The organism is Acinetobacter sp. YH12106 (assembly GCF_013418995.1).
Classification (GTDB): Bacteria; Pseudomonadota; Gammaproteobacteria; order Pseudomonadales; family Moraxellaceae; genus Acinetobacter; species Acinetobacter pseudolwoffii.
The window spans coordinates 41,158-67,166 of record NZ_VPAV01000016.1 but is presented as its reverse complement, the minus strand read 5'-3'; the positions used below and the strand labels follow the sequence as shown (position 1 = coordinate 67,166).

The 26,009-nt window shown below is 44.9% G+C and carries 28 protein-coding genes; 9 read left to right on the top strand and 19 right to left on the bottom strand.

Annotated features, from left to right (window positions below):
- The 5 genes from FTU45_RS11385 to FTU45_RS11365 all read right to left on the bottom strand — a co-directional run.
- Window positions 1-126, bottom strand: a 126-nt coding sequence (locus FTU45_RS11385) for a GTP-binding protein (RefSeq protein ID WP_227518531.1), incomplete at its 3' end; no start/stop codon positions are given.
- 92 nt (window positions 127-218) lie between these two features.
- Window positions 219-2,354, bottom strand: a complete 2,136-nt coding sequence (gene fusA / locus FTU45_RS11380; protein WP_074384132.1) for an elongation factor G — start codon at window positions 2,352-2,354, stop codon at window positions 219-221.
- Window positions 2,355-2,482: 128 nt separating this feature from the next.
- Entirely contained in the window at window positions 2,483-2,953 is a 471-nt protein-coding gene (gene rpsG, locus FTU45_RS11375; RefSeq protein ID WP_004279240.1) for a 30S ribosomal protein S7, read from the bottom strand.
- A 178-nt stretch (window positions 2,954-3,131) separates the two neighbouring features.
- The gene (gene rpsL / locus FTU45_RS11370) at window positions 3,132-3,506 is read right to left on the bottom strand and encodes a 30S ribosomal protein S12 (protein WP_002050319.1); all 375 of its coding nucleotides are present in this window, start codon (window positions 3,504-3,506) and stop codon (window positions 3,132-3,134) included.
- Window positions 3,507-3,660: 154 nt separating this feature from the next.
- Window positions 3,661-5,163, bottom strand: a complete 1,503-nt coding sequence (locus tag FTU45_RS11365; RefSeq protein ID WP_180040290.1) for an EcsC family protein — start codon at window positions 5,161-5,163, stop codon at window positions 3,661-3,663.
- Window positions 5,164-5,438: 275 nt separating this feature from the next.
- Here FTU45_RS11365 and FTU45_RS11360 point away from each other — a divergent pair, with 275 nt between their 5' ends.
- Both FTU45_RS11360 and FTU45_RS11355 read left to right on the top strand, forming a co-directional pair.
- A complete protein-coding gene (locus FTU45_RS11360; RefSeq protein ID WP_180076418.1) occupies window positions 5,439-6,668 on the top strand; it encodes a beta-ketoacyl synthase N-terminal-like domain-containing protein in 1,230 nt (409 codons plus the stop codon).
- A gap of 23 nt (window positions 6,669-6,691) precedes the next feature.
- Window positions 6,692-7,144, top strand: a complete 453-nt coding sequence (locus FTU45_RS11355) for a CopD family protein (protein ID WP_074384131.1) — start codon at window positions 6,692-6,694, stop codon at window positions 7,142-7,144.
- A gap of 57 nt (window positions 7,145-7,201) precedes the next feature.
- Here the strand turns inward: FTU45_RS11355 and FTU45_RS11350 are convergent, their stop codons facing one another.
- From FTU45_RS11350 to FTU45_RS11330, 5 genes are all read right to left on the bottom strand, one after another.
- Window positions 7,202-8,440, bottom strand: a complete 1,239-nt coding sequence (locus FTU45_RS11350) for a hypothetical protein (RefSeq protein WP_373685754.1) — start codon at window positions 8,438-8,440, stop codon at window positions 7,202-7,204.
- A gap of 172 nt (window positions 8,441-8,612) precedes the next feature.
- Entirely contained in the window at window positions 8,613-10,052 is a 1,440-nt protein-coding gene (locus tag FTU45_RS11345) for an amino acid permease (protein WP_074384173.1), read from the bottom strand.
- Window positions 10,053-10,203: 151 nt separating this feature from the next.
- On the bottom strand, window positions 10,204-10,566 hold the full coding sequence (locus FTU45_RS11340; protein ID WP_373685755.1) for a RidA family protein: 363 nt from the start codon (window positions 10,564-10,566) through the stop codon (window positions 10,204-10,206).
- A 45-nt stretch (window positions 10,567-10,611) separates the two neighbouring features.
- On the bottom strand, window positions 10,612-11,724 hold the full coding sequence (gene alr / locus FTU45_RS11335) for an alanine racemase (protein ID WP_180076415.1): 1,113 nt from the start codon (window positions 11,722-11,724) through the stop codon (window positions 10,612-10,614).
- A 23-nt stretch (window positions 11,725-11,747) separates the two neighbouring features.
- The gene (locus tag FTU45_RS11330) at window positions 11,748-13,007 is read right to left on the bottom strand and encodes a D-amino acid dehydrogenase (RefSeq protein ID WP_100328927.1); all 1,260 of its coding nucleotides are present in this window, start codon (window positions 13,005-13,007) and stop codon (window positions 11,748-11,750) included.
- Window positions 13,008-13,145: 138 nt separating this feature from the next.
- Between FTU45_RS11330 and FTU45_RS11325 the strand changes: the two genes are divergently transcribed.
- Window positions 13,146-13,613, top strand: coding sequence for an Lrp/AsnC ligand binding domain-containing protein (locus FTU45_RS11325; protein ID WP_180050560.1), 468 nt, complete (start codon window positions 13,146-13,148; stop codon window positions 13,611-13,613).
- 110 nt (window positions 13,614-13,723) lie between these two features.
- Here FTU45_RS11325 and lysM read toward each other — a convergent pair whose 3' ends face one another.
- The 6 genes from lysM to FTU45_RS11295 form a co-directional block, all read right to left on the bottom strand.
- Entirely contained in the window at window positions 13,724-14,221 is a 498-nt protein-coding gene (lysM, locus tag FTU45_RS11320; RefSeq protein ID WP_005095992.1) for a peptidoglycan-binding protein LysM, read from the bottom strand.
- A 186-nt stretch (window positions 14,222-14,407) separates the two neighbouring features.
- Window positions 14,408-14,644, bottom strand: a complete 237-nt coding sequence (acpP, locus tag FTU45_RS11315) for an acyl carrier protein (RefSeq protein ID WP_004646101.1) — start codon at window positions 14,642-14,644, stop codon at window positions 14,408-14,410.
- Between the two features lie 83 nt (window positions 14,645-14,727).
- Complete coding sequence (fabG, locus tag FTU45_RS11310; RefSeq protein WP_005095990.1) at window positions 14,728-15,462, bottom strand: 3-oxoacyl-ACP reductase FabG; 735 nt, start codon at window positions 15,460-15,462, stop codon at window positions 14,728-14,730.
- Window positions 15,459-16,445, bottom strand: a complete 987-nt coding sequence (fabD, locus tag FTU45_RS11305; protein WP_005095987.1) for an ACP S-malonyltransferase — start codon at window positions 16,443-16,445, stop codon at window positions 15,459-15,461. Before fabD ends, fabG begins: the two co-directional genes overlap by 4 nt.
- Window positions 16,446-16,667: 222 nt before the next feature.
- Window positions 16,668-16,850 carry a 50S ribosomal protein L32 gene (rpmF, locus tag FTU45_RS11300; protein WP_004279227.1) on the bottom strand — a complete coding sequence of 61 codons (183 nt, stop codon included), beginning with the start codon at window positions 16,848-16,850 and terminating at the stop codon, window positions 16,668-16,670.
- A 77-nt stretch (window positions 16,851-16,927) separates the two neighbouring features.
- Window positions 16,928-17,485: a DUF177 domain-containing protein gene (locus FTU45_RS11295; RefSeq protein ID WP_074384127.1), complete on the bottom strand. Its 558-nt coding sequence runs from the start codon at window positions 17,483-17,485 to the stop codon at window positions 16,928-16,930.
- Between the two features lie 97 nt (window positions 17,486-17,582).
- On the opposite strand from FTU45_RS11295, the gene FTU45_RS11290 reads away from it, so the two are divergent.
- From FTU45_RS11290 to rluB, 6 genes are all read left to right on the top strand, one after another.
- On the top strand, window positions 17,583-18,245 hold the full coding sequence (locus FTU45_RS11290) for an elongation factor P hydroxylase (protein WP_180076422.1): 663 nt from the start codon (window positions 17,583-17,585) through the stop codon (window positions 18,243-18,245).
- 87 nt (window positions 18,246-18,332) lie between these two features.
- The gene (locus FTU45_RS11285; protein WP_180076414.1) at window positions 18,333-18,950 is read left to right on the top strand and encodes an L-threonylcarbamoyladenylate synthase; all 618 of its coding nucleotides are present in this window, start codon (window positions 18,333-18,335) and stop codon (window positions 18,948-18,950) included.
- A gap of 41 nt (window positions 18,951-18,991) precedes the next feature.
- Window positions 18,992-19,276 (top strand): hypothetical protein, encoded by a 285-nt coding sequence (locus FTU45_RS11280; RefSeq protein WP_005095980.1) that lies wholly within the window; start codon window positions 18,992-18,994, stop codon window positions 19,274-19,276.
- 311 nt (window positions 19,277-19,587) lie between these two features.
- On the top strand, window positions 19,588-20,382 hold the full coding sequence (locus FTU45_RS11275) for a ScpA family protein (protein ID WP_100355517.1): 795 nt from the start codon (window positions 19,588-19,590) through the stop codon (window positions 20,380-20,382).
- Entirely contained in the window at window positions 20,379-20,969 is a 591-nt protein-coding gene (gene scpB, locus FTU45_RS11270) for an SMC-Scp complex subunit ScpB (protein WP_005095975.1), read from the top strand. Before FTU45_RS11275 ends, scpB begins: the two co-directional genes overlap by 4 nt.
- Window positions 20,970-21,010: 41 nt before the next feature.
- Entirely contained in the window at window positions 21,011-22,102 is a 1,092-nt protein-coding gene (rluB, locus tag FTU45_RS11265; RefSeq protein WP_074384125.1) for a 23S rRNA pseudouridine(2605) synthase RluB, read from the top strand.
- Between the two features lie 54 nt (window positions 22,103-22,156).
- Here rluB and FTU45_RS11260 read toward each other — a convergent pair whose 3' ends face one another.
- Genes FTU45_RS11260 through FTU45_RS11250 form a run of 3 tightly spaced genes read right to left on the bottom strand, consistent with a single transcriptional unit; the run spans window position 22,157 to window position 26,001 of the window.
- On the bottom strand, window positions 22,157-23,893 hold the full coding sequence (locus FTU45_RS11260) for an ABC transporter ATP-binding protein (RefSeq protein ID WP_180040304.1): 1,737 nt from the start codon (window positions 23,891-23,893) through the stop codon (window positions 22,157-22,159).
- A 10-nt stretch (window positions 23,894-23,903) separates the two neighbouring features.
- Window positions 23,904-25,055 (bottom strand): ABC transporter permease, encoded by a 1,152-nt coding sequence (locus FTU45_RS11255; RefSeq protein WP_180076413.1) that lies wholly within the window; start codon window positions 25,053-25,055, stop codon window positions 23,904-23,906.
- Between the two features lie 7 nt (window positions 25,056-25,062).
- Window positions 25,063-26,001, bottom strand: a complete 939-nt coding sequence (locus FTU45_RS11250) for an ABC transporter permease (RefSeq protein WP_180076412.1) — start codon at window positions 25,999-26,001, stop codon at window positions 25,063-25,065.
- Window positions 26,002-26,009: the final 8 nt, after the last annotated feature.

Here is a 26,009-nt window from a genome sequence, read left to right as displayed (position 1 = left end):
GCCACCGAATTTCTTCGCACATACAGTTGCAATCGCAGCTGTTAAAGTTGTTTTACCATGGTCGACGTGACCAATTGTGCCCACGTTAACGTGTGGCTTATTACGTTCAAACTTAGCCTTAGCCATGAGATCTTCCTTTTTAAACTACTCATGCAGGATCACTGCATGAGCACTTGGGTTTAACTATGAATTAGTTTGGGCTTATAGTAATCGAAAGATTACTCGTCGTCACCTTTTTTACCGCCAGACTGGAACTTAGAAATGATGCCTTCAGCCACGTTACGTGGAGTTTCAGCATATTTAGCAAATTCCATAGAGTAAGTCGCACGACCTTGAGACATAGAACGCATATGAGTTGCGTAACCAAACATCTCAGCCAATGGAACTTCAGCACGAATGGCTTTAGTACCACCAGGAAGATCGTCCATACCTTGAACCATACCACGACGACGGTTTAAGTCACCCATGATATCGCCCATGTAGTCTTCTGGAGTTTCTACTTCAACTTTCATGATTGGTTCAAGCAAGATTGGATCTGCTTTCATGAAACCATCACGGAATGCGTAAGAACCTGCCATTTTGAACGATAATTCGTCAGAATCGACATCATGGTAAGAACCGTCGAACAATGTCGCTTTGATGCCCACTACTGGATAACCAGCAAGTACACCATTCTTCATACGTTCTTGGATACCCTTGTCAACCGCGCCGAAGAATTCTTTAGGTACTACACCACCTACAACTTCTTCAACGAATTCGTAGTCTTTACCAGCGTCTTCAGCAAGCGGTTCTAGACGTACGTATACGTGACCGAACTTACCTTTACCACCAGTTTGACGTACGAATTTACCTTCTTGTTCAACTGACTTTTTGATCGTTTCACGGTAAGAAACCATTGGTTTACCAATGTTGGCTTCAACACCGAATTCACGCTTCATACGGTCAACAATGATGTCAAGGTGAAGTTCACCCATACCAGCAATAATGGTTTGACCTGATTCTTCATCAGTACGTACGCGGAATGATGGATCTTCTTTCGCCAAACGACCTAAAGCAACTGACATTTTTTCTTGGTCAGCTTTAGTTTTAGGCTCAACTGCAAGTGCAATTACTGGCTCAGGGAATTCCATACGCTCTAGTGTAATTACGTGGTTTTCATCACATAATGTATCACCAGTCGTTGTGTCTTTAAGACCTACACATGCCGCGATGTCGCCCGCACGAATTTCTTCGATATCTTTACGGTCATTCGCATGCATCTGTACGATACGGCCAACACGCTCACGCTTCATTTTTACTGGGTTATAACACGGGCTACCCGCTTTAAGAACACCTGAGTAAACACGAACGAAAGTCAAGTTACCTACGAATTTGTCATTCATAATTTTGAATGCAAGTGCAGAGAACGGAGCTTCGTCAGACGCTTCACGAGAACCTTCAGATTCGTCTTTGTCGTCAAGGATACCCTTGATCGCTTCAACGTCAGTCGGTGCTGGCAAGAATTCAATTACAGCATCCAACATACGTTGAACACCTTTGTTTTTGAATGCCGAACCACAAAGCATCGGTTGAATTTCGTTTGCCAATGTACGCTTACGGATACCAGCAACGATTTCTTCTTTAGTTAGCTCTTCGCCTTCTAGGTACTTGTCCATGAGTTCTTCTGATGCTTCCGCAGCAGCTTCAACCATGTTAGTACGCCATTCTTCAGCAGTAGCAACTAAGTCAGCAGGGATGTCGCCATATTCGAATTGCATACCTTGAGATGCTTCATCCCAAATGATTGCTTTCATTTCGATCAGGTCAATAACACCCTGGAAGTTTTCTTCTGCGCCGATTGGAACAACGATTGGCACTGGATTACCGCCAAGACGTGTTTTAACTTGTTCAACTGCGCGGAAGAAGTTCGCGCCAGTACGGTCCATTTTATTAACGAACGCAATACGTGGAACTTTATATTTATTTGCTTGACGCCATACCGTTTCTGACTGAGGCTGAACACCACCTACAGCACAGTAAACCATGCACGCACCGTCAAGAACACGCATAGAACGCTCAACTTCAATCGTGAAGTCAACGTGTCCCGGGGTGTCAATTACGTTAATACGGTGTTGTTCGAACTGGTTCGCCATACCTTTCCAGAAGCATGTTACAGCTGCTGAGGTAATGGTAATACCGCGTTCTTGCTCTTGTTCCATCCAGTCCGTAGTTGCCGAACCTTCGTGAGTTTCACCAAGTTTATGGCTCTCACCTGTGTAGAACAAAATACGTTCAGAAGTGGTTGTCTTACCTGCGTCAATGTGCGCAGAAATACCAATGTTACGGTAACGAGAAATTGGGGTTTGACGTGCCATGATTTCTAGCATTCCTAAATTTTGTTGTTTAAAACAGGACGCTTTAAGCTGCATAGCAACTTAAAGCGCTTTGGTGACAAAACCATGACGGTTTTAGCACTTTCCTGAATAGGGCCTGTTTTATCTGCTTAGAAACGGTAGTGAGAGAATGCTTTGTTGGCTTCAGCCATACGGTGCACATCTTCACGTTTCTTAACCGCAGCGCCTTTGCCTTCAGATGCATCAAGCAACTCGCCAGCAAGACGTAAAGCCATAGTTTTTTCAGAACGCTTAGCAGCAGCATCTACTAACCAACGCATAGCTAGGGCAGTACGACGGGATGGGCGTACTTCCATAGGTACTTGGTATGTAGCACCACCAACACGGCGTGCTTTTACTTCGACCATAGGACGAACTTTTTCAAGAGTAGTCTCGAAAAATTCAACTGGGTCTACTTTAGATTTTTCTTGAACGCGGTCTAAAGCACCGTAAACGATACTTTCAGCAATAGATTTTTTACCATCTTGCATTACGTGGTTCATGAATTTAGCGATTGTTTGGCTGCTGAACTTAGGATCCGGAAGGATTTCACGAGCAGCGACTACGCGACGTCTTGGCATTTTAAACTACCTATAAAGATGACACTTCAGGTTTATCCAGCATGAGCACAAAGTGTCATGTGCATTCGCTGGCCTTACTACACGTCGCTTGAATTTCACAAAATTAAATGCAGAAATCAGACAAGCGAGACGATAAAGGATTGCGGTTCTACGTTCTTAAAATTTAATTCTCGACGAATTATTTCTTAGGACGTTTAGTACCGTATTTAGAACGAGACTGGTTACGATCTTTAACACCAGCACAGTCTAAAGAACCACGAACGGTATGGTAACGTACACCTGGTAAGTCTTTAACACGACCACCACGGATAAGAACAACACTGTGCTCTTGCAGGTTATGGCCTTCACCACCGATGTAGCTAGAAACTTCAAAACCTGAAGTTAAGCGAACACGGCAAACTTTACGCATTGCTGAGTTAGGTTTTTTAGGTGTAGTTGTGTAAACACGTGTACAAACACCACGGCGCTGTGGACAAGCCTTCAACGCAGGAACTTTAGATTTTTCAACTAAAGTCGTACGACCCTTACGGATCAACTGATTTGTTGTTGCCATTTGGCAATTCTCCCGTTAATAAAAAGCCCCAAAAACATACTGCTTTTTGAGGGCATGCAATTGTAATTCAAGATGTAAAATTGGTCAACCTGCTCAGGTCGACCAAATATAATAACAACTATACGCTATGCTGCTATTTTCTCTCAGAATTCATTTACTTTTTCGGATTCTTCGCAGTTTTTTTTGTAACATCTTGAGCTTTAGATGTTGTTGAGGCTGTTTCAGATGCAGAATCTGGATCCTCCTGCCCCTCTAGCCCCTCATTTTCCACGGTCTCCGATTCATTTTCAGCAGTATTATCTGCTTGTATCTCTGCTTCCACGTCAGGATCAAAAGAAGTTTTGGTTAAAGCAGGCTGTTGCGATTGTTTATCTGCCACAGGTTCAACCAATTCATCACTGAGGGCATCTAGACCTTCACTGACTTTTTCATCTTTTTTCACTTCAGCTTCTTCAGAACTGAGATCATTCTTTTCTTTCTTAACCAGTTTGACCTGAGTAATTGTATCATTGCCTTCAATTGCAATATCCTGATCCAGAATTGGCTCGTCTTTTGGCGCCTCGATCGACTGAGATGAACTGTCTAATAATTTAGGTGCAGCCTGTTGCAATAAATTGACTGCTTTTTCATAGGCCGCATAGGGAGACAATTGCGAATCTTGATGCTGAATCAGATATTGTCGAGCATGTGAGAAAGCTTCTTGAGCTTTCTGATTTACATCATCAACAAAACGGTGACTATAAACTGCTCCGATTCCAGCACTTGCCAATGGTGTCAATTTCGTTAATTTTTCTAAAATAGAAATTTTTGGCAGATTGTTCACCCATTCCCATTTTGCCTCGCCCTCATGGTTGTTTAACCATTGCTTGATGGCATTCATATCATTATCAGAACCCAGCATGGCCTGAAGCTGGGAAATATCGTGGGTTTTAATTGTATTACTCAGCGCTTTTAAACCCAATAATAAGGTCTGCTTTTCAGCAATCAGGCCGAGGTCCAGCTGTCTAAAGATATGTTGTACGATTTCCTGATCATCATCTTTGCTCAGGTCAAAACCATAAGAACGACCGACCTGATAAATGGTACGTAGCGCCATTAACAAAGAAGCCGGAATATCAATCGCTGTACCAAGCACCCCAGAAGCACCGCTGATTGCACCCTGTACCGTTGCAATCCATTTGTTTTGCTCACCCAAAGCCTGTGAAATTCGTTTAGAACGATTGACATCCTGAGTCAACTCTTCCAAGTCTTTTGCTCCCGCTTCATTCAGAATGGCATCGACCGAACTGCTCTGGTTACTAAACTGGTTAAGGCGGTCATAAAAATAGTCTGATACTTTCTCCGTCAGTTCAGGAGAAACAAAATGTGCCACGTTATTGACGGTATTAAAACGGTGTCCTAGAAGCTGGCGAGATACATTTGGCAGATGTTCACGAAGCATTTGCTGTGGATTATCATATTTTTTAGCCGAAAAAACGCTTTTTGTCTTCGCCGAACCGTCAATCACCTGACCGGAATTTGACGGCTTAAGTGCTTTCGTCACCGAGTCTGGTGCAACATGATTCAATAAATCCAATCCGGTTGAACTGAACTTTTTCGCCACTCCAAAGGCATTCGAAATCAGACCATTAGATTGTTTATTATTAGCATTTACCATTTTTTACCTCAGCATTCACGTGCTTGTATTTGATATAAATACTAGGTGTAGTCAGCATTTATCTCAACTTTATTCTGTGTCATTTAGTAAAATCCCTACATCCCGACTCACAAACCCAACCGACTGTCACACGGCATAACATTTGCCATAAGATTTCAAAAGTCTTTCTGCTATCATGTTCTCCATCATGAAATAAGGCTAGAGGCCGGATTTGGCGATTTTATATAGCCCATTTTCTGTCACTGGACGTAGAGCTAAACTATAAGGATCTGTAGATGAAACGTGTTGTCATCACTGGCATGGGTATTAACTCGTGTATTGGTAATACATTAGAGGATGTAAACCATTCTTTACAAAATGGGATTTCAGGAACACGTTTTAATCCGACTTATGCTGAACTCAATTTCAAAAGCCATGTGAGTGCTGCGGCCGAACAGGATTTCGACGGCATTGACCGAAAACTCAAACGCTTTATGGGCGTATGCGCAATGTATGCCTACAATTCGGCACTTGCTGCAGTTGAACATGCCGGTTTAAAACAAGAAGATCTGGCAAATAATCCACGCTATGGTATTGCCGGTGGTTCAGGTGGTGGTTCAACTGCCTCAGTGGTTGAAATGAAAGAACTTCTAGATACCAAAGGTGCGCGTAAAATTGGTCCTTTCTTTGTACCACGCAATATGACCAACACCATTACTGCAAACGTCGGTGTCGCTTTTAAACTACAAGGCGTAGCACATACCATTACCAGTGCATGTGCAACCTCTGCCGATGCCATTGGTTATGCTTATAACCTGATTCAACTGGGCAAACAAGATTTGATGCTGGCTGGTGGCGGTGAAGAGGATCACTGGTCACAAAGCTTATTGTTTGATGCGATGGGTGCGCTTTGCTCTAAATACAACGACACGCCTGAAACTGCATCTCGTCCGTACTCTGCTGACCGTGACGGCTTCGTGATTGCCGGTGGTGGCGGTTTTGTGGTGCTTGAGTCACTTGAGCATGCACAAGCACGTGGTGCAAACATCTTGGCTGAAGTGGTGGGCTATGCGGCCAACTCGGATGGTGCAGATATGGTTGCACCAAGTGGCGAAGGGGCTACACGTTGTATCCTGATGGCACTTGAAGAAGCCAAACAACATGGTGTTGAATCGATTGATTATGTGAATACTCATGGTACATCTACACCTGCTGGTGACGTGACCGAGCTTCAAGCAATGGCACGTGCATTTGGTGAAGATAAAGTTCCACCACTGAGCTCAACCAAGTCAATGACGGGTCACAGTCTTGGTGCTGCTGGTGTTCAGGAAGCGATTTATTCGGTTCTAATGATGCAAAATGACTTTATTGCGCCAAATATCAATGTAACTGAGCTAGATGAAGGCGCGAAACCGTTTGATATCGTGCTTGAAAAACGTGACGCAAAATTGAATACTGTAATGAGTAACAGTTTCGGTTTCGGCGGCGTAAATGCTTGTCTCATCTTCAAAAAATGGGAAGGCTAAGCCGCCCATTTTAGGGTGACTTGATGGATGCTCCTTCTGATGCTTTCCTTTGGGTAAAAGCATTACATATTATTGCTGTGGTGTGCTGGTTCGCTGCGTTGTTCTACTTGCCACGGCTGTATGTTTACCATGCCATGAGCGAAGATGCCGTAAGCCACGCGCGTTTTCAGGTGATGGAACGTAAGCTGTATCGTGGCATCATGTGGCCTGCCATGCTGGCCACCCTCATTACAGCGCACTTTCTGGTCGATTGGGGTGATGCAACACGTCACTATCATGAAGCTGTATGGTTTTACCTGAAAGTGGGTCTGGTGGGTTTATTGGTGATTTATCATCTGGTATGTGGCTATTACCGCAAAAAACTGATGGAAAATGCCCATTACAAGTCACACAAGTTCTGGCGTTATTTTAATGAAATGCCAACCCTGATCTTATTTGCTGTGGTAATTTTGGTCGTGGTAAAACCGACCTTCTAACGCATAGAGCAAAAATAAAAAACCCCTGATTCGTCGGGGATTTTTTATTTTGGCATTCTAGATTTTTACACAGCCATCCTGCTTCAGATTCAGTTCAGACAATTTCTGTTGAGAAAATGGCAGTGCTATACATAACTTTCCATCTTGCTGAAAATAACGTCGCCCTGCTGCATTTTGATTCAATAGCTCTATCTCTATACTGCCTGAATTGACTGCATTAAAAGTCATAATTTTATTGTTTAAGACATGATTCATCACAATATATTTTTCAAAGTTGGGCTTACTGACCTGCGCTAGAACATGTCCAATCGCATTTTTTAGTCGCCATTTAGACAATGAAGAAGGCTCACTTGTCGTAAGCCGCTCTTGCAGTTCAACATACGGTGTTTCCGAAAGCATCCAGTACACCTCATATTGTGCTGCAATTGCATTAAAGGTGGTATTGGGTAAATACAGCCATTTTAGCTGTACAGGGCTGATTTCAGAGGCATGTGCCAGATATTGGGTCAGCAAATAATGTCCCATTAATTCATTTTGCAGACTTGCTTTTAAACCCAATTGATCTGAATCCAGATTGTTAAGCATGACTGGATTGCTTTCATTTTTTTGCTCGATCCGAATCAGATCAATCATTTGACTGAGCCAATTCTGTACCAGCATTTTTTCAACTAAAGACAAGCGGTTCCGGCTAAAATCTAAAACCTGATGAAATTGCTGTGCATAATCCTGCACTTTAGAGCCTGAATCAAGCTGGATGTGAGCCAGTTTCAGCAACTGTAAATTTTGAATATAGCGATAATCAGGCCCGACTGCCTGCGGCGGAATCACCAATGAAATATAATCCTGGTGTTCCAATAAACCTGAAAACCGTTGTAAAGGAATACGCTCACGCCCCAGTAAAGCGTATAGCAATTTTTTATGTTCTACCACCAATGCAGAAAACTGCTCAGCTGAATTAGCCAAACGCATTTGCAGATTTTCAAGAAGTTCTTTTTCCTGTTCAGAAAAACCAGCTCGGCTCAGCTGACGGTTTAATCCTGAGTCAATCTGCAAATTTTCAGCAGCATTCTGATCTTGAATATAGTTTGCCCATTCCCGATGGTAACGATAACGACCCAGTGCCTGAGGGTGAACCTCATCTTTGGCAGCAATTCCCAATAAGTAAAAATATGAGTGTTGCTGAACATTTGCCCTATAGATTAAATCTGGCTGAATAAACTTTTTTGCCGTATCCGTTAAAGGTTGATCTGTACGCAGCCACTTTGCAGTAAATACCAACAGAATGGCTATTCCCACAAGAATGCCAAGCGACCATAACCCCAGCCTGTTTTTACTCCATCCCCTCATATAGATCCTTATTTTTAATTATAAATTTTCCTTCAATTCTAAGGGCACAGGACGAAGTTCACAAATGATTCATCACACCATAAAAAAATCCCCGATCAGGCGGGGATTTTTTTGAGCTATTTCATTGTGTTTCTAATGCCGCTTTTCTCGCGGCTGCGACACGCGGCCGATACAGTACATAATAAGTTACTGCCAAAATAATCAACCATAATGGACTGATTTTTAATGCATTGAATGTATCTGGCTCCAAACTTAAAATGACCAGAGCGAAAGCCAGAAAAGTTAGTACGATATAGCTCATCCATACCCCGCCCGGCATTTTAAAGGTGGAGTTGGCATGCTGTTCAGGGCGTAATTTACGGTAGCGTAAATAACACACCATAATTAAGCTCCAAATACTAATAAACAAAATCACGCACAGTGACGTCGCTAAAGTAAAAGCTTCCAAGGTATTGGGCACGAAGTACTGCAAAGCTGCACCAGCCATAATAAAGGCACATGAGAACATTAAACCCTTGGCTGGTACAGAACGTTTCGATAGATGCGCCAAAGCGGCAGGTGCCTGTTGACCACGCGCCAATCCGAAAAGCATACGACTGGTGGAGAATACACCACTATTCATGGAAGACATGACGGATGACAAGACCACCAGATTCATGATGATCGCCGCCGCACCAATACCGGCATGCATGAATAAGCTGACAAAAGGACTTTGATCCGCAGGAATTTTAGCCCATGGAGTCACTGACATCACTACAAACAATGACAACACATAGAACAAGATAATACGCGTCGGAATCGCATTGACGGCTTTAGGTAAATTTTTCTCAGGATCTTTGGTTTCAGCTGCCATCGTACCGAGCAATTCCACACCGACAAAGGCGAATAAGGCAATCTGGAAGCCTGCCAGAAAGCCATCCGCACCTTTGGGAAACATACCACCCGACCAGACATGGCTAAAGCTTGCAGTACTGCCATCTGGTGCCTGAAACTGGTTCAACACCATAAAGCCGCCAATAAAGATCAGGCCTAAAATGGCTAAAATCTTAATCAGGGCAAACCAGAATTCAATTTCACCAAACAGTTTGACCGTCAGCAAGTTCAAACCCAGAACCAGCAATACACAGCCGACACTGATCAATGCCTGCCCGATGGGGGTAAAGGCCACACCCTCAGGCAACCAGAAACTCAGATAATTAATAATCGCTGCTAAATCGGCAATCCCGACCAGAACCCAACCAAGCCAATAAGACCAGCCAATATAATAGGCCGCGCCCGGACCAATCAGGTCGCGTGCCATATCAATAAATGATTTGTAATGTAAATTAGCCAACAATATCTCACCCAATGCGCGCATCAGGAAGAAAAACATAAAGCCAATAATCATATAAATAAATAAAATTGAAGGGCCGGCCAAAGAGATAGTTTTACCCGATCCCATAAATAAACCGGTACCAATTGCACCACCAATGGCAATTAACTGCAGATGCCGATTGGATAGCTTGCGTTGTAGCTCATGTTGCGACGGCGCTGCGTCATCTTTAGCGGATGTTGTATTCATGTTTAGTTCCTTTTTCGCATCAGACCCTTGCCCATCTGATCGGATTTCTTCCTGAAATCCTGAATGCAGATGAAGTTCCATTTAAAAAGCTAAATGACCGGATCTGATGTCCTTACAAAATTAAGTTGGGAGATATAAAAACCAAAACAACTCAAGCCTGTGCTGCAATCACTGCAATTTCAATCAGCCAGTCAGGATTGACCAGATCTGCCTGAATGGTGGCACGTGCCGGAGTTCCCTGTCCTTGCAACCAGTGAATCCAGATCTGGTTCACGGTTTGAAAATTTTCCCGATTTTTCACAAATAGTTGTGCCGACAGCAGTCGGCTTTTGTCTGTTCCTGCCAGCTTGAGCAGCTGATCAATTTTCGTCAGCACTTCCTGCGTTTGACCGCTAATATCCTGACGGGTGCTATCCGGCACCTGCCCTGATACATACACGGTCTGGTTGTGAATGGTGACAGCACTCATGACCTGATTGCTGTTAATACGCTGGATATCGGTGTGTTCCATCATCATATGTCCTCTCAATTTCTTCCGTTATTTGGTCAATATTTAGTTTTAGCTTTCAATCCGAACCGGTACACGAGCCGTAATCGCACACATCAATTCATAGCCTACGGTTCCTGAACCGGCCGCGACCTCATCAATTGATAAAATTTCACCTTGCGAAGATTTCCCCCAAAGTACCACTTCACTCCCCACAGTCGCCTGAGGGACAGCGGTCAGATCGACGGTAAGCATATCCATACTGACCCGACCAAGAACTTGAGTCTGCACTGAATCCACCAGAACTGGTGTACCTGTGGCTGAAATGCGCTGATACCCATCGGCATATCCACACGCCACTACACCAATGCGCATCGCCTGCTCCGCAACGAAGTTAGAACCATAACCCACACTTTCATCAGCCTGAATATACTGAATCGCAATGATTTCACTGCGCAGGCTCATGCCGGGCTGCAAATTCCAGTCATCAATAGTATGGTCAGGATAGTCAGGCGAACTGCCATACAGCATGATGCCACTACGCACAATGTCGGATTGAATATGGTGATGATGGCGCAGGATGGCTGCACTATTACTGACAGAAGTTTTCCCTGCTAAGGGTTCAATGATTTGCGTGAACATTGAATATTGATAATCAATGCCGTTCTGGCCAAAGCGCTGACCATCTGCATCGGAAAAATGCGTCATATGGCTAATTGAGCGCACATTGCCCAGTGCCTGGACTTGCTTAAAAATATCCGTATATTCGTGGGCCTGAAAACCCAAACGGTTCATACCGCTGTTAAGTTTTAAGTACACATCAAATTTTGCGTCTGGATTGATCTGCTGAAACTGCGTTAACCAGGTGATTTGATGCTGGCTATGTAGACTAAAACTTAAATCTAATGCAGCACAGACGTCTAAATCGTCTACAGCAAAAATTCCTTCGAGCAGTAAAATTTTGCCCTGCCAACCGAGCGCACGCAGACGCTGCGCTTCAGCCAAATCCAGCAAGGCAAAACCATCGGCTGATTGAAATACTGAATAGACTCGCTCAATACCATGACCATAGGCATTGGCTTTAACCACAGCATAGACTTCTGCATTTGGCGCTGCGGCTTTGGCGATCTTCAGGTTATGCTGCAATGCATCTAAGTGCACTACAGCTTGAATTGGGCGTGGCATAGCTTCTTCCTTGAAACAGCAATTTAGGCCGCGTGTGAATAACGTCCGAGTGAAAGTCCTTCAGTGCTGATTTCGGTTTTATGATTCAACACCATGTCACTGATTAACTTGCCCGAACCACAGGCCATGGTCCAACCCAGGGTGCCATGTCCAGTATTCAGGAACAGATTTTTAAAACGCGTTACACCAATAATCGGGGTACTGTCTGGGGTCATTGGACGTAAACCGGTCCAGAAACTCGCTTCTGCCAGATCCCCGCCTGGGAATAATTCCTGAGTGACCATTTCCAGAGTGGCACGGCGATTGTCTTTCAAATTGTGGTTAAATCCACTTAGTTCGGCCATACCGCCAACACGGATCCGCTGGTCAAAACGCGTGATGGCAATTTTATAGGTTTCATCCAGCACCGTAGATTGTGGTGCAAAGTTGGCATCAACAATTGGAATGGTCAGTGAATAGCCTTTGACTGGATAAACCGGCAAATCCAGATTCAAAGGTTTTAAGAAATCACGCGAATAACTACCGAATGCCAATACATATTTATCAGCCGTCAGCACTTCACCATTGACCACGACACCCTTAATTTCATCGCCTTCAATCACCAAACGCTCAACATTTTGGTTAAATTTAAACTGCACGCCCAATTCTTTGGCAACATTGGCTAAGGCATTGGTAAATAAATAACAGTCGCCTGTCTCATCATTGGGTAAATGCAAGCCGCCCACCAGTTTATCCTGGGCATGCGCCAGGGCTGGCTCAACTTTGGCCAGATCAGCGCCCAACAACAATTCATGCGGTACGCCGCATTCTCGCAATACCGCAATATCACGTTGCACCATCTCTAATTGCGCTTCGTTACGAAAGACTTGCAAAGTACCTTTAGAACGGTGCTCATAGCTGATCCCGGTTTCTTTACGCAATTCACGTAAACAGTCACGGCTATATTCAGCCACACGAGTCATACGTTCTTTGTTAATCGCATAGCTGGCTGGATTACAGTTTTTCAGCATTTGTGCCATCCAGTTCAACTGCCACATACTGCCATCTAAATTAATGGCTAAAGGTGCATGATGCTGGAACATCCATTTCACTGCTTTAAATGGAATGCCCGGTGCTGCCCATGGCGTCGAATAGCCCGGAGAAATTTGTCCGGCATTGCCAAAACTGGTTTCTTCAGCCGGCCCGGTTTGACGGTCGAGCACTTTAACTTCTGCACCCTGCTGCGCCAGATAGTAGGCACTCGCCACACCGATTACACCACTGCCTAAGACCAAAACGCGCATCTTACTACCCTCAAATTTTTCTAGTTAATTTAACTAGTATATTTTTGGATCAATAGTGAATTTAACTATATTGAGACGATATATTTAGTGAAATAAACATTTTTTTCGGGCAGAATTAAAAAAAAGAGGGAAATATTGATGCGTAAATTAGACCGCATTGATCGCATGATTCTGGCTATCTTGCAACGCGATGGCCGGATTGCCATTAGTGAGCTGGCAGCACGTGTGAACCTGTCAACCACACCCTGTTCAGAACGGGTAAAACGGCTGGAGCGCGAAGGCATTATCATGGGTTATTACGCGCGCTTAAATCCGGAACTGCTAGAACGCAATTTGCTGGTCTTTCTGGAGATTAAGCTTTCTGCAAAATCGGGTGATGTATTTGATCAGGTGGCGCGTAATCTGACCGAAATTCCAGAAGTACTGGAATGTCATTTGATTTCCGGTGACTTTGATTATCTGGTCAAGGCACGTCTCAAAGAGATGAGTGCCTATCGGCGTCTGTTAGGCGATTTGCTAAAAAAATTACCTGCTTCTGCCTCCTCACATAGTTATGTGGTCATGGAGGAAGTAAAAGAAAGTCTCTATCTGGATCTTGGCGGGTAATTATTTTTATCTTTCAACATTCAGCGCTCAAGCTGTTTCCAAAAAAATAATGCCCCAAATGGGGCATTATGGTGAACAAGATATTTAGATATTTATTTTCGACTTAAAAATCAGGCCGGAATACGCAATACCTGTCCCGGGAAAATATCATCAGCATCTTTGAGCAATGGGCGATTGGCCTCAAAGATCTTATTGTACTGATTGGCATCACCATAAAATTCTTTCGAGATTTTTGACAAGCTATCCCCCGATTTTACCGTATAGAATTTGCTTTCCGGTTCAGGGCTGCTGACCGTAAGCTGATCATCCACTTTGGCCACATGATCAATATTCCCCACCGCCAGAATAATTTTTTCACGATCGGCCTGACTTTGCACCTGACCTCTGACCGTGGCCAGATCCGAGGTTGAATTATAACTGATGGATAAACCAGTGATCGGAAGACCCAGACCTTTTACATGACCAAGTAATTTATTTGCGACTTCTTGGGCAGAAGGCTCTGCGGGCTGTGCTGCTGCGGCTGGAGTAGTATTTGCTGGTGCGGCCTGCGGCTCTGCGGCAGCTGTATTTTTCTTACCGATACCTTTTACAAAATCAAAAAGACCCATATGGAACTCCATTCTTGTCGTTAATGTCATATCACTCTTATTTTTTATAATGAAAATAGCCAAGGCATAGTTAGTCATTGGTGACAGAAAGGTAATCGATTGTAAAATTTCCATTTAGGTGAAAAGCAGACACAAAAAAACCACCGAGAGGGTGGTCTTTATGCTCAGCAAAGCTGAAATCGGCGATTAACCCAGTTTCTTAGAAACATAGTCAATTGCAGATTGAACAGTTGTGATTTCGTTAGAATCTTCATCAGGAATCGTGATGTCGAAATCATTTTCGAAAGACATAACCAGTTCAACTAGATCTAGAGAATCTGCACCTAAGTCATCCATGAAAGACGCTTCGTTTTTAATCTCTTCGATTTTGATACCAAGTTGTTCTGCAACTGCTTGCTTAACACGTTGTTCGATATCGCTCACAGGAATTCTCCTCATTGCTTGTGGCGTTTTTAATGCCGTTAGTTTAATTGAATCTAAAAAATTTGGAAAGTTTATACTTGAGCTTAGCTCATGTATAAGCCCCCATTTACATGCATAACTGTACCAGTAATGTAACTGGCTTTGTCTGAAGCCAGGAAACTTACAGCATTTGCGATATCTTGTGGGTTACCCAAACGGTTTAACGCCACTTGCTCAGTCATTTTTTTACGAATTTCTTCGCTTAACTGTTCAGTCATTTCAGTTGCAATAAAGCCTGGTGCGACCGAGTTAACCGTAATCTGACGGCTACCCATCTCTTTGGCCAAACTACGACTGAAGGCTTCAATTCCGGCTTTGGCAGCAGAATAGTTGGCCTGCCCCGGGTTGGCAAAGTGTGCCACCACAGAGCTGATGTTGATGATGCGTCCGAAACGTGCCTTGGTCATGCCTTTCAGCACACGTTTAGACAGACGGTAAACGGCTTTCAGGTGAATATTTAAAATATCATCCCAGTCATCTTCAGACATGCGAAGCAATAAGTTGTCTTTGGTAATACCGGCATTATTAACCAACGCCAGCACTGGACCATAGTTCTGTTCGATCTCGGTCACCAGTGCATCAATCGCAGCACCATCACGTACATCTAAAACTTTGCCCGCACCATTTTCAGCAAACTGTGCAGATAATTTTTCAGCGCCCGCTTCAGAGGTCGCAGTACCCACGACAAAATAACCATCCTGAATCAACTGTTGTGCGATCGCAGCACCAATACCACGACTTGCACCTGTTACCAAGGCAACTTTCGGTTCCTGTGTCATGCAATTTTCCCTTCTGCCGTCAATACGGTGTTCAATGCATCTTCCAGACGAGATTTGCTATCCAGTGGAAGTGCTTTTTCGATATTCGGTAGGCGTTTCGCCAAGTTACTCAATACATTACCCGGACCACATTCAACGATGTACTGAATGCCTTCATCTTGAAGGAATTGCAGGGTTTTGGTCCATTGTACTGATTCATAAAGTTGCGCTGTTAAAGCCTGACGCAATGCAGGGACATCAGCCGCAGCTTCAGCGCCTACATTTTGTAATACAGGAATGCATGGCAGCTCAATGGCGGTTTGTTCCAATGCAGGCGCAAACTGTTCTGCCGCAGGTTTCATCAGTGAACAATGCGATGGAACCGATACCGGCAATGCAATTGCTTTAGCGCTATTTTCTTTGGCCAGTGCCATCACTGCTTCAACGCGATCTTTATTGCCTGCAACCACAACCTGCCCTTGGGCATTGTAGTTTGCCGCTTCAACAGAACCTTCACCTGCTGCAGTTGCCTGTGCACACAGCTCAATCACTTTGGCATCATCCAGACCTAAAATAGCAGCCATTGCACCGACACCCTGAGGTACAGCCGTCTGCATCAGTTTACCGCGCAGGTTGACCAGTTTGACTGCATCACCCAGGCTTAGGCTACCCGCTGCCACCAGCGCGCTGTACTCACCCAGTGAATGGCCTGCCAGATATTTCGGTGCCACACCACCAGATTCCAGCCACACGCGCCACAAGGCAATACTTGCAGTCAGCAATACCGGCTGGGTAAATTCAGTTTGATTTAAGTTTTCGCCAGTTTGCGCAATCTGCCACAAATCGAAGCCGACAGCTTCAGAGGCTTCTGCAAATGTCTCGCGAATAGCAGAAAACTGCTCTGCAAGTTCAGCCAGCATGCCGGCTTTTTGTGAGCCTTGACCTGGAAATACAAATGCAGTTTTCGTTGCTTGTGCTGCTTGTTCGAGTTGTGTCGCAGACATAATAAAATCCTTTCATTCAAGAGGTGTCATCTTCAGTTGTAGCAAGAAGACTGGCCAATAAAGCCACCTAAATCATTGTGGAGCGCAATTTAGCATGTAATTTTGCTGGCGGTAATTGCCAAATACAACAAAAAACCGATGCAAGCAAAAATCAAGGACAAAAAAAAGGGAGCTAAATGCTCCCATTTTTTCTACTAAGCTTGACGCTTAATACATCATCAATTATTCAGCAGATGCTTTAGCGAATAATTGACGACCACGGTAGATACCATCTTTAGATACGTGGTGACGACGGTGAGTCTCGCCAGTAGCTTGGTCTACAGTTAATGCATTCTCGGTTAAAGCGTCATGTGAACGGCGCATGTCACGGCGAGAGCGACTTTTACGGTTTTGCTGAACGGCCATGATGGCTCCTTACAAAGATCGAAAAAATGGATCAGAACAAATTCGATTGTCTTATACACAAGAGTATAACACAAAAATTAGTTAAGTTTACCCTTCAGAGCTGCCAAAACATCAAACGGATTATCTCGTTTTTCTTCGACAACTTCTTCTATGGCAGGCTGATGCTTATGTTCGCAAAACTCATGTTTAGGCGACAACGGCACCAACAATAACAGTTCATCTTCTATCAGCGCGAGCAAATCAGCGGTCGCAGGTGCATCATAGTCACCTTTGGTCGTTGCTTCACTTTCACCTAGGACGATGAAATCAGCATCCTCATCCAAGCGCTCTATCAGTGACTCATCATCCACAAGTGCCAAATGGAACGATGAAACCAGTTCAATCTCTACAGTTTCCAGACAACGCTGGCATTCCATAGGAACTTTTGTTTCAACGTGACCATCTAGCCATGCAATACGATGATAGGCATCCATTGATAGCTTACAGTCTATGTTAATCAATTGATCATCAATTGATCCAACAGCTTCACGAGCGATACGAACAAAGCGGGATAAAGGCAGTTGACCTGACCATTTAAAGCCCTGTTCAGCCCATTTAAACGGCTCAATCTGTGCCGGAAAGGTATTTGCTGACATAATTAAGGCGGCAATTCTACAAATTCATCAGTACTCTGTCAAAGATTAAGATACAATTTTGTACTTATTTCGACAGACCATTTGGGTAACTCAAGTCATGCATCTGTTGCAGCCGCAAACAGAAGTGAATGTTTCATCACTCGTTAGCACAATTCCAAGCCTTGATTCTGACAGTTCAACACAACAAGTGCAACTCTCGCCATGGACGAATTTATCGTCAGAAGCGCAGCAGGTGGACTGGCTCATCTTACACTTTAATCACTGGTTTTCCCATTTAAATGTGACTTTAGTCCGTGGCGAATTTGAACCTGAATATTTTCCTGCCGATGCCGATACTGCTGCCCGGATTCAGTTTGCACATGGATTCTTTAATAGTGCCTTGCATGAAATCAGCCATTGGACAATTGCCGGGGATAAACGCCGGGAACTTCCGGATCTTGGCTACTGGTATGCCCCGGATGGGCGTACAGCCGAGCAACAAGCGCTGTTTGAACAGGTAGAAATTAAACCGCAGGCAATCGAGTGGATGTTTGCCCAGGCCTTTGGGCGTAAATTCCGGGTATCGCTGGATAACCTGACTGGTGACGGTGGTGACGGAACCCGCTTTAAAGATCATGTCTATGCACAAGTGCAGGCTTATTTTCGTGGTGAGGCAAAATTGCCACGGGATGCTCAACGCTTTATTCAAGGTATCTGTGCCTGTAGCAGAGGTGGCAAAAGTTTACAATCTGATGAATTTATACGTGAAATGCTTGATTAAATTACACAAATCTACCTTTTTGGTGATTGCCAGACGCTGCCTGAGCGCCACATAATAAGCCATCAGCCCAAGCTTGGAGTAGCCTCTATGCTGCATTTACGCGTACACCCCGATAACCCGCAACCGCGCTTAATCAGTCAGGCGGTAGAACGAATCCGTGCTGGCAATGTGGTGGTCTATCCCACGGATGCTGCCTATGCGATTGGTTGCCAGATTGGGAATAAAAGTGCCATGGAACGCATTGCGCAGATTCGCGGACTTGGCCCAAAACATCAATATGCAATTTTGTGCTGTGATTTATCCGATATTGCCACCTATGCCAAAGTGGACAATGCCATGTATCGCTTACTCAAAAACAATACACCAGCAGTCACCACTTTTATTTTACCGGCCACCAGTGAAGTGCCGAAACGCTTGATGCATCCCAAAAAGAAAACCATTGGCCTGCGCATTCCGAGCAATCCGGTGTGTCAGATGCTGCTCAAAGAACTGGGTGAGCCTCTCTTGACCTCTACCCTGATTTTGCCGGACCAGACCGATCCGCTGGATGATCCTTTTGAGATTGAAATGCAATTGGGCAAACGCATTGATGTGTTTATCGATAGCGGTTTAGGTACATTAAGCACCACCTCGATTATTGATTTATCTGGTGATCATCCAGAAATTATTCGTCGTGGCATGGGTGATGTCAGCGCATTTGAATAAAGAATGCCATCTTATTTCCAGCCGACTGCAGGAGTCAGTCTATGGATTTATTTTATATCCTGCTGAATCAGCATGAATTCTCTGCCCAATATTGTATCTATGCAGAACTGCCTTGGACACTTCAATCCAGGGCCATCATGATCGAAGCATATCCTTCGCCCAGTCCCACTCTAAACATTGATGCTACTGAATATCAGTTTTTCATGAATTTGGCTTTGCTTCGACAGCTATTACAGATCTATTCAAGCCAGAACCTATGCCTGGCAGAGACTTGCCAACGTATGATTGAGTTTGCACTGAGTGAATATCCTTCCTCACCGCGCTGACGTTCTTAGCACTCAGATAGGTATTAATCATATCGCAGGATACTAAAACATGGATATGGTCATAGCTTCTACCCGTAACACATTGACTCTTTGCCCCGCTTATCTGGCTGTTTTTCTTGGGGCCTTCTTTTAAATTGCAGATAAATTCCATTATTTTTTCAAGTTTTTATGCCTTTGACTCCTTATTTAATTTATTTAGAGTTACTTTTCCAGTACAATGACGGCACTTAATTCTATGCTTTTTCTTTCGATGAGATACCGAAGATCAAGCCTTTGCATGCCTTTGAAAATTCGCGTGGCCTATAATTGTAATGACTCAAATTATCCATAACACAATGGAATCTGCTCCGCACATTCGGGTTCTGGATGAATGGCAGGATACTATTCCAGAGGATCTGTATATTCCTCCCGCCGCATTTGAAATCTTGTTAGAACATTTTGAAGGCCCACTCGACTTTTTAATTTACCTGATTCAAAAAAACGGTTTTGACCTGTTGCAAGTCGATATCGCGCCGATTGCAGCGCAATATTTATCCTATATGGATGCAATGAAATCCCTGAATATTGAGCTGACCGCAGATTATATGGTGATGGCTGCTTTATTGGCAGATCTCAAATCGCGTCTGTTATTGCCTAAACCGAAAAGCCTGTCTGCGATTGAGCAAGATCCAAAACAAGAACTGATCGACCGTTTAGAAAATTATTTAAGAATTAAACAGGCAGCAGAACGTCTGGGGCAAATGCCTATTCTGGAGCGTGATACATTCCTGACCCATGTCAGTCTGGGCGACGTTCAGCAGAATAATGAAGGCTATTCGATCGATTTACTGCGTGATGCCTTGTTGTGTATTTTTAACCGTCCTGAACCGGTGATTCATCAGGTGCAACAGGAACCGGTACTGCTCGAAGAACGGATTGCCTATATTGAAAGCTGTCTGGAATCTGGCGAAGTCTTATCTTTTGCCGATTTACTCAAACCGAGTCAGGGACGCATGGGTATGGTGGTGACCTTTATGGCAGTGCTGGAGCTGACCCGGCAACAAAAAATCCAGATTATTGCTACAGGTATTGAAGCCCCGCTCGCAGTTCAAGGAGCCAGTCAATGACACTAGAGCCAAATACGCTGTTTTCTGCAGAAGATCATCTGCATGAGGTGTTGATGCAGCTTGAGGCGATTATTTTCGCCAGCGACTCTGCGGTTTCATTGGCGCGTCTGAAAGAGGCTTTTCAGGATCGCTATAGCAAACAGGAATTACGTCAGTATTTACAACAACTTTCCATGTTAATGCATGGCCGTTCGATTGAACTGATTGAAACAGCACAAGGTTACCGTTTTCAAGTGCGTGCAAAATATCGTAATATTATTGCACAGACCTGGCCTGAGCGACCAACTCGCTTGTCGCCAGCCTTACTTGAAACACTTGCAGTGATTGCTTATCACCAGCCGGTGACCCGAGCCGATATTGAACAAATTCGTGGTGTGACGAATAACAGTCAGATTTTGCGTACGCTGTTTGACTGGAACTGGATTAAAGAATCCGGATTTCGTGAACTCCCTGGAAGACCTGCGTTGTTAATGACAACGCCACAATTTTTAAATGCGTTTGGCTTGAATTCTTTAGGCCAATTGCCTCCCCTGCAGGATGCCAAGGAAGCTTTTATGGCCCTCGATGCAAATGCACCGAAGTCATAAATAGGTGAACTGTTGATAATTATTTCTAAGGTTATGCTGTCATGAGTGAAAAATTGCAAAAGGTGCTTGCACGCGTTGGTTTGGGTTCTCGCCGTTATATGGAAGAAGTCATTGCCGCGGGTCGTGTAAGCGTCAATGGGCAAATTGCCCAAGTGGGTGAACGAATCGAACCAGGTGATGAGCTTCGCATCGATGGTCGTAAGGTTGCATTTCAGATTGAAGACGAAATTCGTCGTCGTGTGATTATCTATTATAAGCCTGAAGGCGAAATCTGCTCACGTAGCGATCCTGAAAACCGCCCGACCGTGTTTGAACAGTTGCCTGCGATTCCGGGCGATCGCTGGGTCATGGTCGGCCGTCTGGATATTAACTCGACCGGTCTGTTACTGTTCACCAATGATGGCGAACTTGCCAACCGCTTGATGCACCCATCCAATGAAATCGAACGTGAATACGCAGTTCGTGTCATGGGTGAGGTGACACCACAAATCAAAAACACCATGCTTAAAGGCGTGGTATTAGATGACGGCCCAGCGAAATTCGAATCGTTCTCTGAACTCGGCGGTGATGGTATTAACCGTTGGTTCCAGGTCGTAGTAAAAGAAGGTCGTAACCGCGAAGTACGTCGTATCTTTGAATCACAAGGTCTGAAAGTAAGCCGTCTGCTGCGTACCCGCTACGGTACTGTGATTCTGCCACGCGAACTGCGTACCGGTCGCTGGATTGAACTGGATAAAAACGATATCGACAACCTGACCAAAGCTGTGGAACTGAAACCACGTCAAGGTACAGGCCTGTTTGGTATGGCGAAACGTCGTAACGAGCGTATGCAGGATAAACCGATGGCTGCACGCCGTGGCGGTTTCTTGCGTCAGCAACGTCGTGACAGTGATGAACAACAACCACAGAATAACCCTGGCCGCGAGCGTCGTGATGACAATGCCTATGGTCGTCGTGACAGAAATGAAAACCAAAATGGTACGCAGTTCGTTCGTCGTGACAACCGTGATGGCAATACTCAATTTCCTCGCCGCGAAACTCGTCCAGATCAAGCTTTTGGTCGCCGTGAAGAGCGTGATGAAAATGCGCCACGTCGTCCATACGGTGTCAATAAAGGCTTTAAAAAGTTTTAATTGATATAAACAAAAAAAGTCAGGCAAATGCCTGACTTTTTTATGCATTATGTATCAGGCACTTTGTGGAATCCCTTGTGGAATGGCACTGAGTAAACGCTTGGTATATTCATGCTGTGGTGACTGATACAATTCATCTGAATTGGCAATTTCCACCAGTTCCCCATGATTCATCACCATGATCTGATCTGAAATATACTTCACCACCGATAAATCATGTGAAATGAAAATATAACTGAGTCCAAATTCATCCTGCAAATCTTGCAGTAAATTCAAGACCTGTGCCTGTACCGATACATCCAGCGCCGAGACCGACTCATCACAGATCAAAATTTCAGGCTTCAAAGTCAGACAACGTGCAATTGCAATACGCTGACGCTGACCACCGGAAAACTCATGCGGATAGCGATAAAAAGCCTGAGCAGGCAAGCTGACCCGCTCCAACAGATCCAAAGCCATTTGCTTGCGCTCTGCATCATCCTGACCAATTTTATGAATCTGCATCGGTTCCATCAGGATTTGCCCCACGGTAAAACGCGGATTTAAAGAGGCATAAGGATTCTGGAAAATGATCTGGATTTTACGTTGATACTGGTTAAATTCCTTTTCAGACATGGCCAAAATGTCCCGCCCCTGAAACAGCGCTTTACCGCCTGTTGCCTGTTGCAAACGCATCAATAACAAGCCAATGGTGGTTTTGCCAGAACCGGATTCTCCGACCAGCCCCAAGGTTTTACCTTTGGCCAGCTGAAAAGAAACCCCTTTCACCGCCTGAAATTCATCTTTGCCAAACAGACCTTTGCGGCTATAAAAAGATTTTTTCAGATCACGTACATCCAGAATAATTTCTTCTCCACCCTTCAGTCCGCGTGAGCGTTGCGGAAGTTGAGTATTCAGGTGGATATCGTCCAGCCAGGTTGAACCATCCTGTTTCATAAAATCACTGATCATCGGCAAACGTAACGGACGTTGCGACAATTGTGGACGGCAATGCAATAAAGCCCGGGTATACATATCCTGAGGTCGATCCAATACGTCCTGAACCAAACCCTGTTCACGAATTTCCCCATGTCGCATCACAATCACCTGATCGGCAATTTCACCAACCAAAGCCAGATCATGGGTAATGAACAGCATCGACATCTGACGGCGCTGACGCAGAGATTCCAGCAAGTCCAGAATCTGCTTTTGAATGGTGACATCCAGGGCTGTGGTCGGTTCATCCGCAATTAACAGCTTGGGTTCACAGGCAATGGCCATGGCAATCATGACCCGCTGCTGCTGCCCCCCCGAAAGCTGTCCCGGATAGGCATCGATTTTAGTTTCAGGTGCAGGGATCCCCACTTCTTTGAGCAGTTCTAAAGTACGTTGCCGCGCCTGTTTTTTATTCATACCCAAATGGAGTTGCAGGATTTCTGCAATCTGCATGCCTACCGTAAATACCGGATTGAGCGAGGACATCGGCTCCTGAAAAATCATGGCAATGTCTTTACCACACATCTGGCGCATGTCACGGGTTTTGAGCTTAAGCAGATTTTTCCCTTCAAAGATAATCCGGCTGTCTTCGGAAATACGCGCGCTTTCCGTCGGGAGCAAGCCCATGGTCGCCAGTGAAGTAACCGACTTGCCACTTCCCGATTCTCCCACCAATGCCACCGTAGTATTGGCCGGAATTTCAAAAGAAACCCCTTTTACGGTTTCAATATATTCTTTATTTTCACCTTTAAAACTGACTCGCAGATTTTCTACGCGAAGTAGCGCAGGTGCTGTGCTTGGATTGATTTCAGACATGGTTGCGCTCCTATTTCAGTTTTGGATCTAATGCATCACGGAGTGCATCGGTAAACATCGAGAAAGCAGTCACCAATACCGCCATGGCGATTGAGGCTGCCGCCAGTTGCCACCATTTACCCAAAATCAGCTCGCTTTGCGCTTCATTTAGCATACTGCCCCATGACACGACCCCGATAGGCACACCGAAACCAAGGAAGCTCAAAATGACTTCAGACTTGATAAATGCCACCACCAGAATAGACATCTGTACCAGGGCAATATGGCTGACATTGGGAAAAATATGGACAAACATACGACGCATATTGCTCACGCCAATCGCCTTGGCAGCCAGCACATATTCACGTGCCGTATGTTTCATGTATTCGGCACGAACCAAACGGAAGACCCCGGTCCAGCCAGTCAGACCTAAAATCAAGATGATTGATAAAATGCCTTTCTGCTGTAACACTGCGGCAATCGCCAAAACCAGCAACAGATAGGGAATCGAGGTAAAGATATTATAAAACCAGTTGAGAAGATCATCGACCCAGCCACCAAAGTAACCTGCTATTGCACCAAGTACGGTGCCAATGATCACAGCGACCAAAGCCGCAACCAGTCCGACCAGAATCGAGGTTTCCGCACCTTTAATGGTTTTCTGTAAAACATCCTGTCCCCATTTATCCGCACCAAAGATCAGACTCTGTTTTAATTCGCTGTCCTGATCCATCAGCTGACCACCGAGCTGCTGGTTAATGACGTGCATGTCTTCTGCCAGCGGATCTGTTACACCATAATAATCGATGCTGCCCCCCATCCTTTGCTCAGCAGCAATTTCAGCATTGAGTTCTGCAATCACCTCTTTTAAAGGATCGACTGGATTGACCGGTAAAACGACCAATTCTGCTTCCTGTTCTTCACCGGAAACAGCCGGCATAGGCGCTGCACTGATAAAACTTGGCGGTGCATAACTGACCGCCACTTCTTTATTCCAGTCCTTGGCAATAAAACCGCTCATGGAAAGCAAAAGTAGCAGCAGATAAAACAGCACCACCAATAAGGAGAACATGGCAATCCGGTCACGTTTCAAACGGCGCATGGCCAGTTGCCATAATCCTGTCGAAGTAGACTCAGGCACGGCTTGAGCGTGTTGCTCTTTTTTAAATATCGCACTCAGCATAATTCACCTACTTCAACTGTACGCGTGGATCGACCCATTTATAGATCAGATCGGCAATCAAGTTGAATATCATGGTCGCAGCGGCAACATAGACCGTAATCGCTTTAATCACCGGGAAATCCGAACGCTCTACGGCAATAATCACTTCACGGCCAATCCCCGGAATACCAAAAAAACGCTCAATCAGGAAAGCACCGATCAGCAGTGCCGGAAGCCCGGCCATCACGTCGGTAATAATCGGAATCGAAGCATTGCGTAGCACATGCACGCCCAGAATCCGGCTTTCGCCCAGACCTTTGGCCCGTGCAGTACGCACATAGTCCTGATTGACTTCATCCAGTACGAAACTGCGGTACAGACGTAAGGTCGGGGCAATACTCACCACCAGCATAATCAGTACAGGCAACAAGGCGTATTTGAAAAGATTGTCAGCAAAATTATCACTCCAGCCCTGCACCGGAAACCAGCTCAGCTCATAAGCGAGGAAATACTGAAACACAATGATATAGACCAGAATACTGATCGACATACCGATGGTACACAGCATCATGATCATGCGATCGGTCAGACTGCCGCGAACTGACGCCACACCCAAGGCTAAAATGATGGAAATAATGGTTTGCAAAATGGTCAGTGGAATCAGAATGGTCAGTGAGGGTCCCAGACGCGTACTAATAATTTGCGCCACCGACTCGCCGGTACTCCAGCTCACCCCATAATCAAAGGTTAAAATCTGCTTGATGAAAATCCACAGTTGCACATAATACGGTTGATCCACGCCAAGCTGTTGCCGGATGTTTTCAATCTGTTCTGCATTGGACATCTTACCAGCGAGGATATAGGCAGGATCGCCCCCCACCCAGTTAAACAGCAGAAAGATCAGCAAAATCACCCCGAGCATGGTGGGGATCATTTGCCAGAGCCGTCGAATAATATATGCCAGCATCGCTTGCC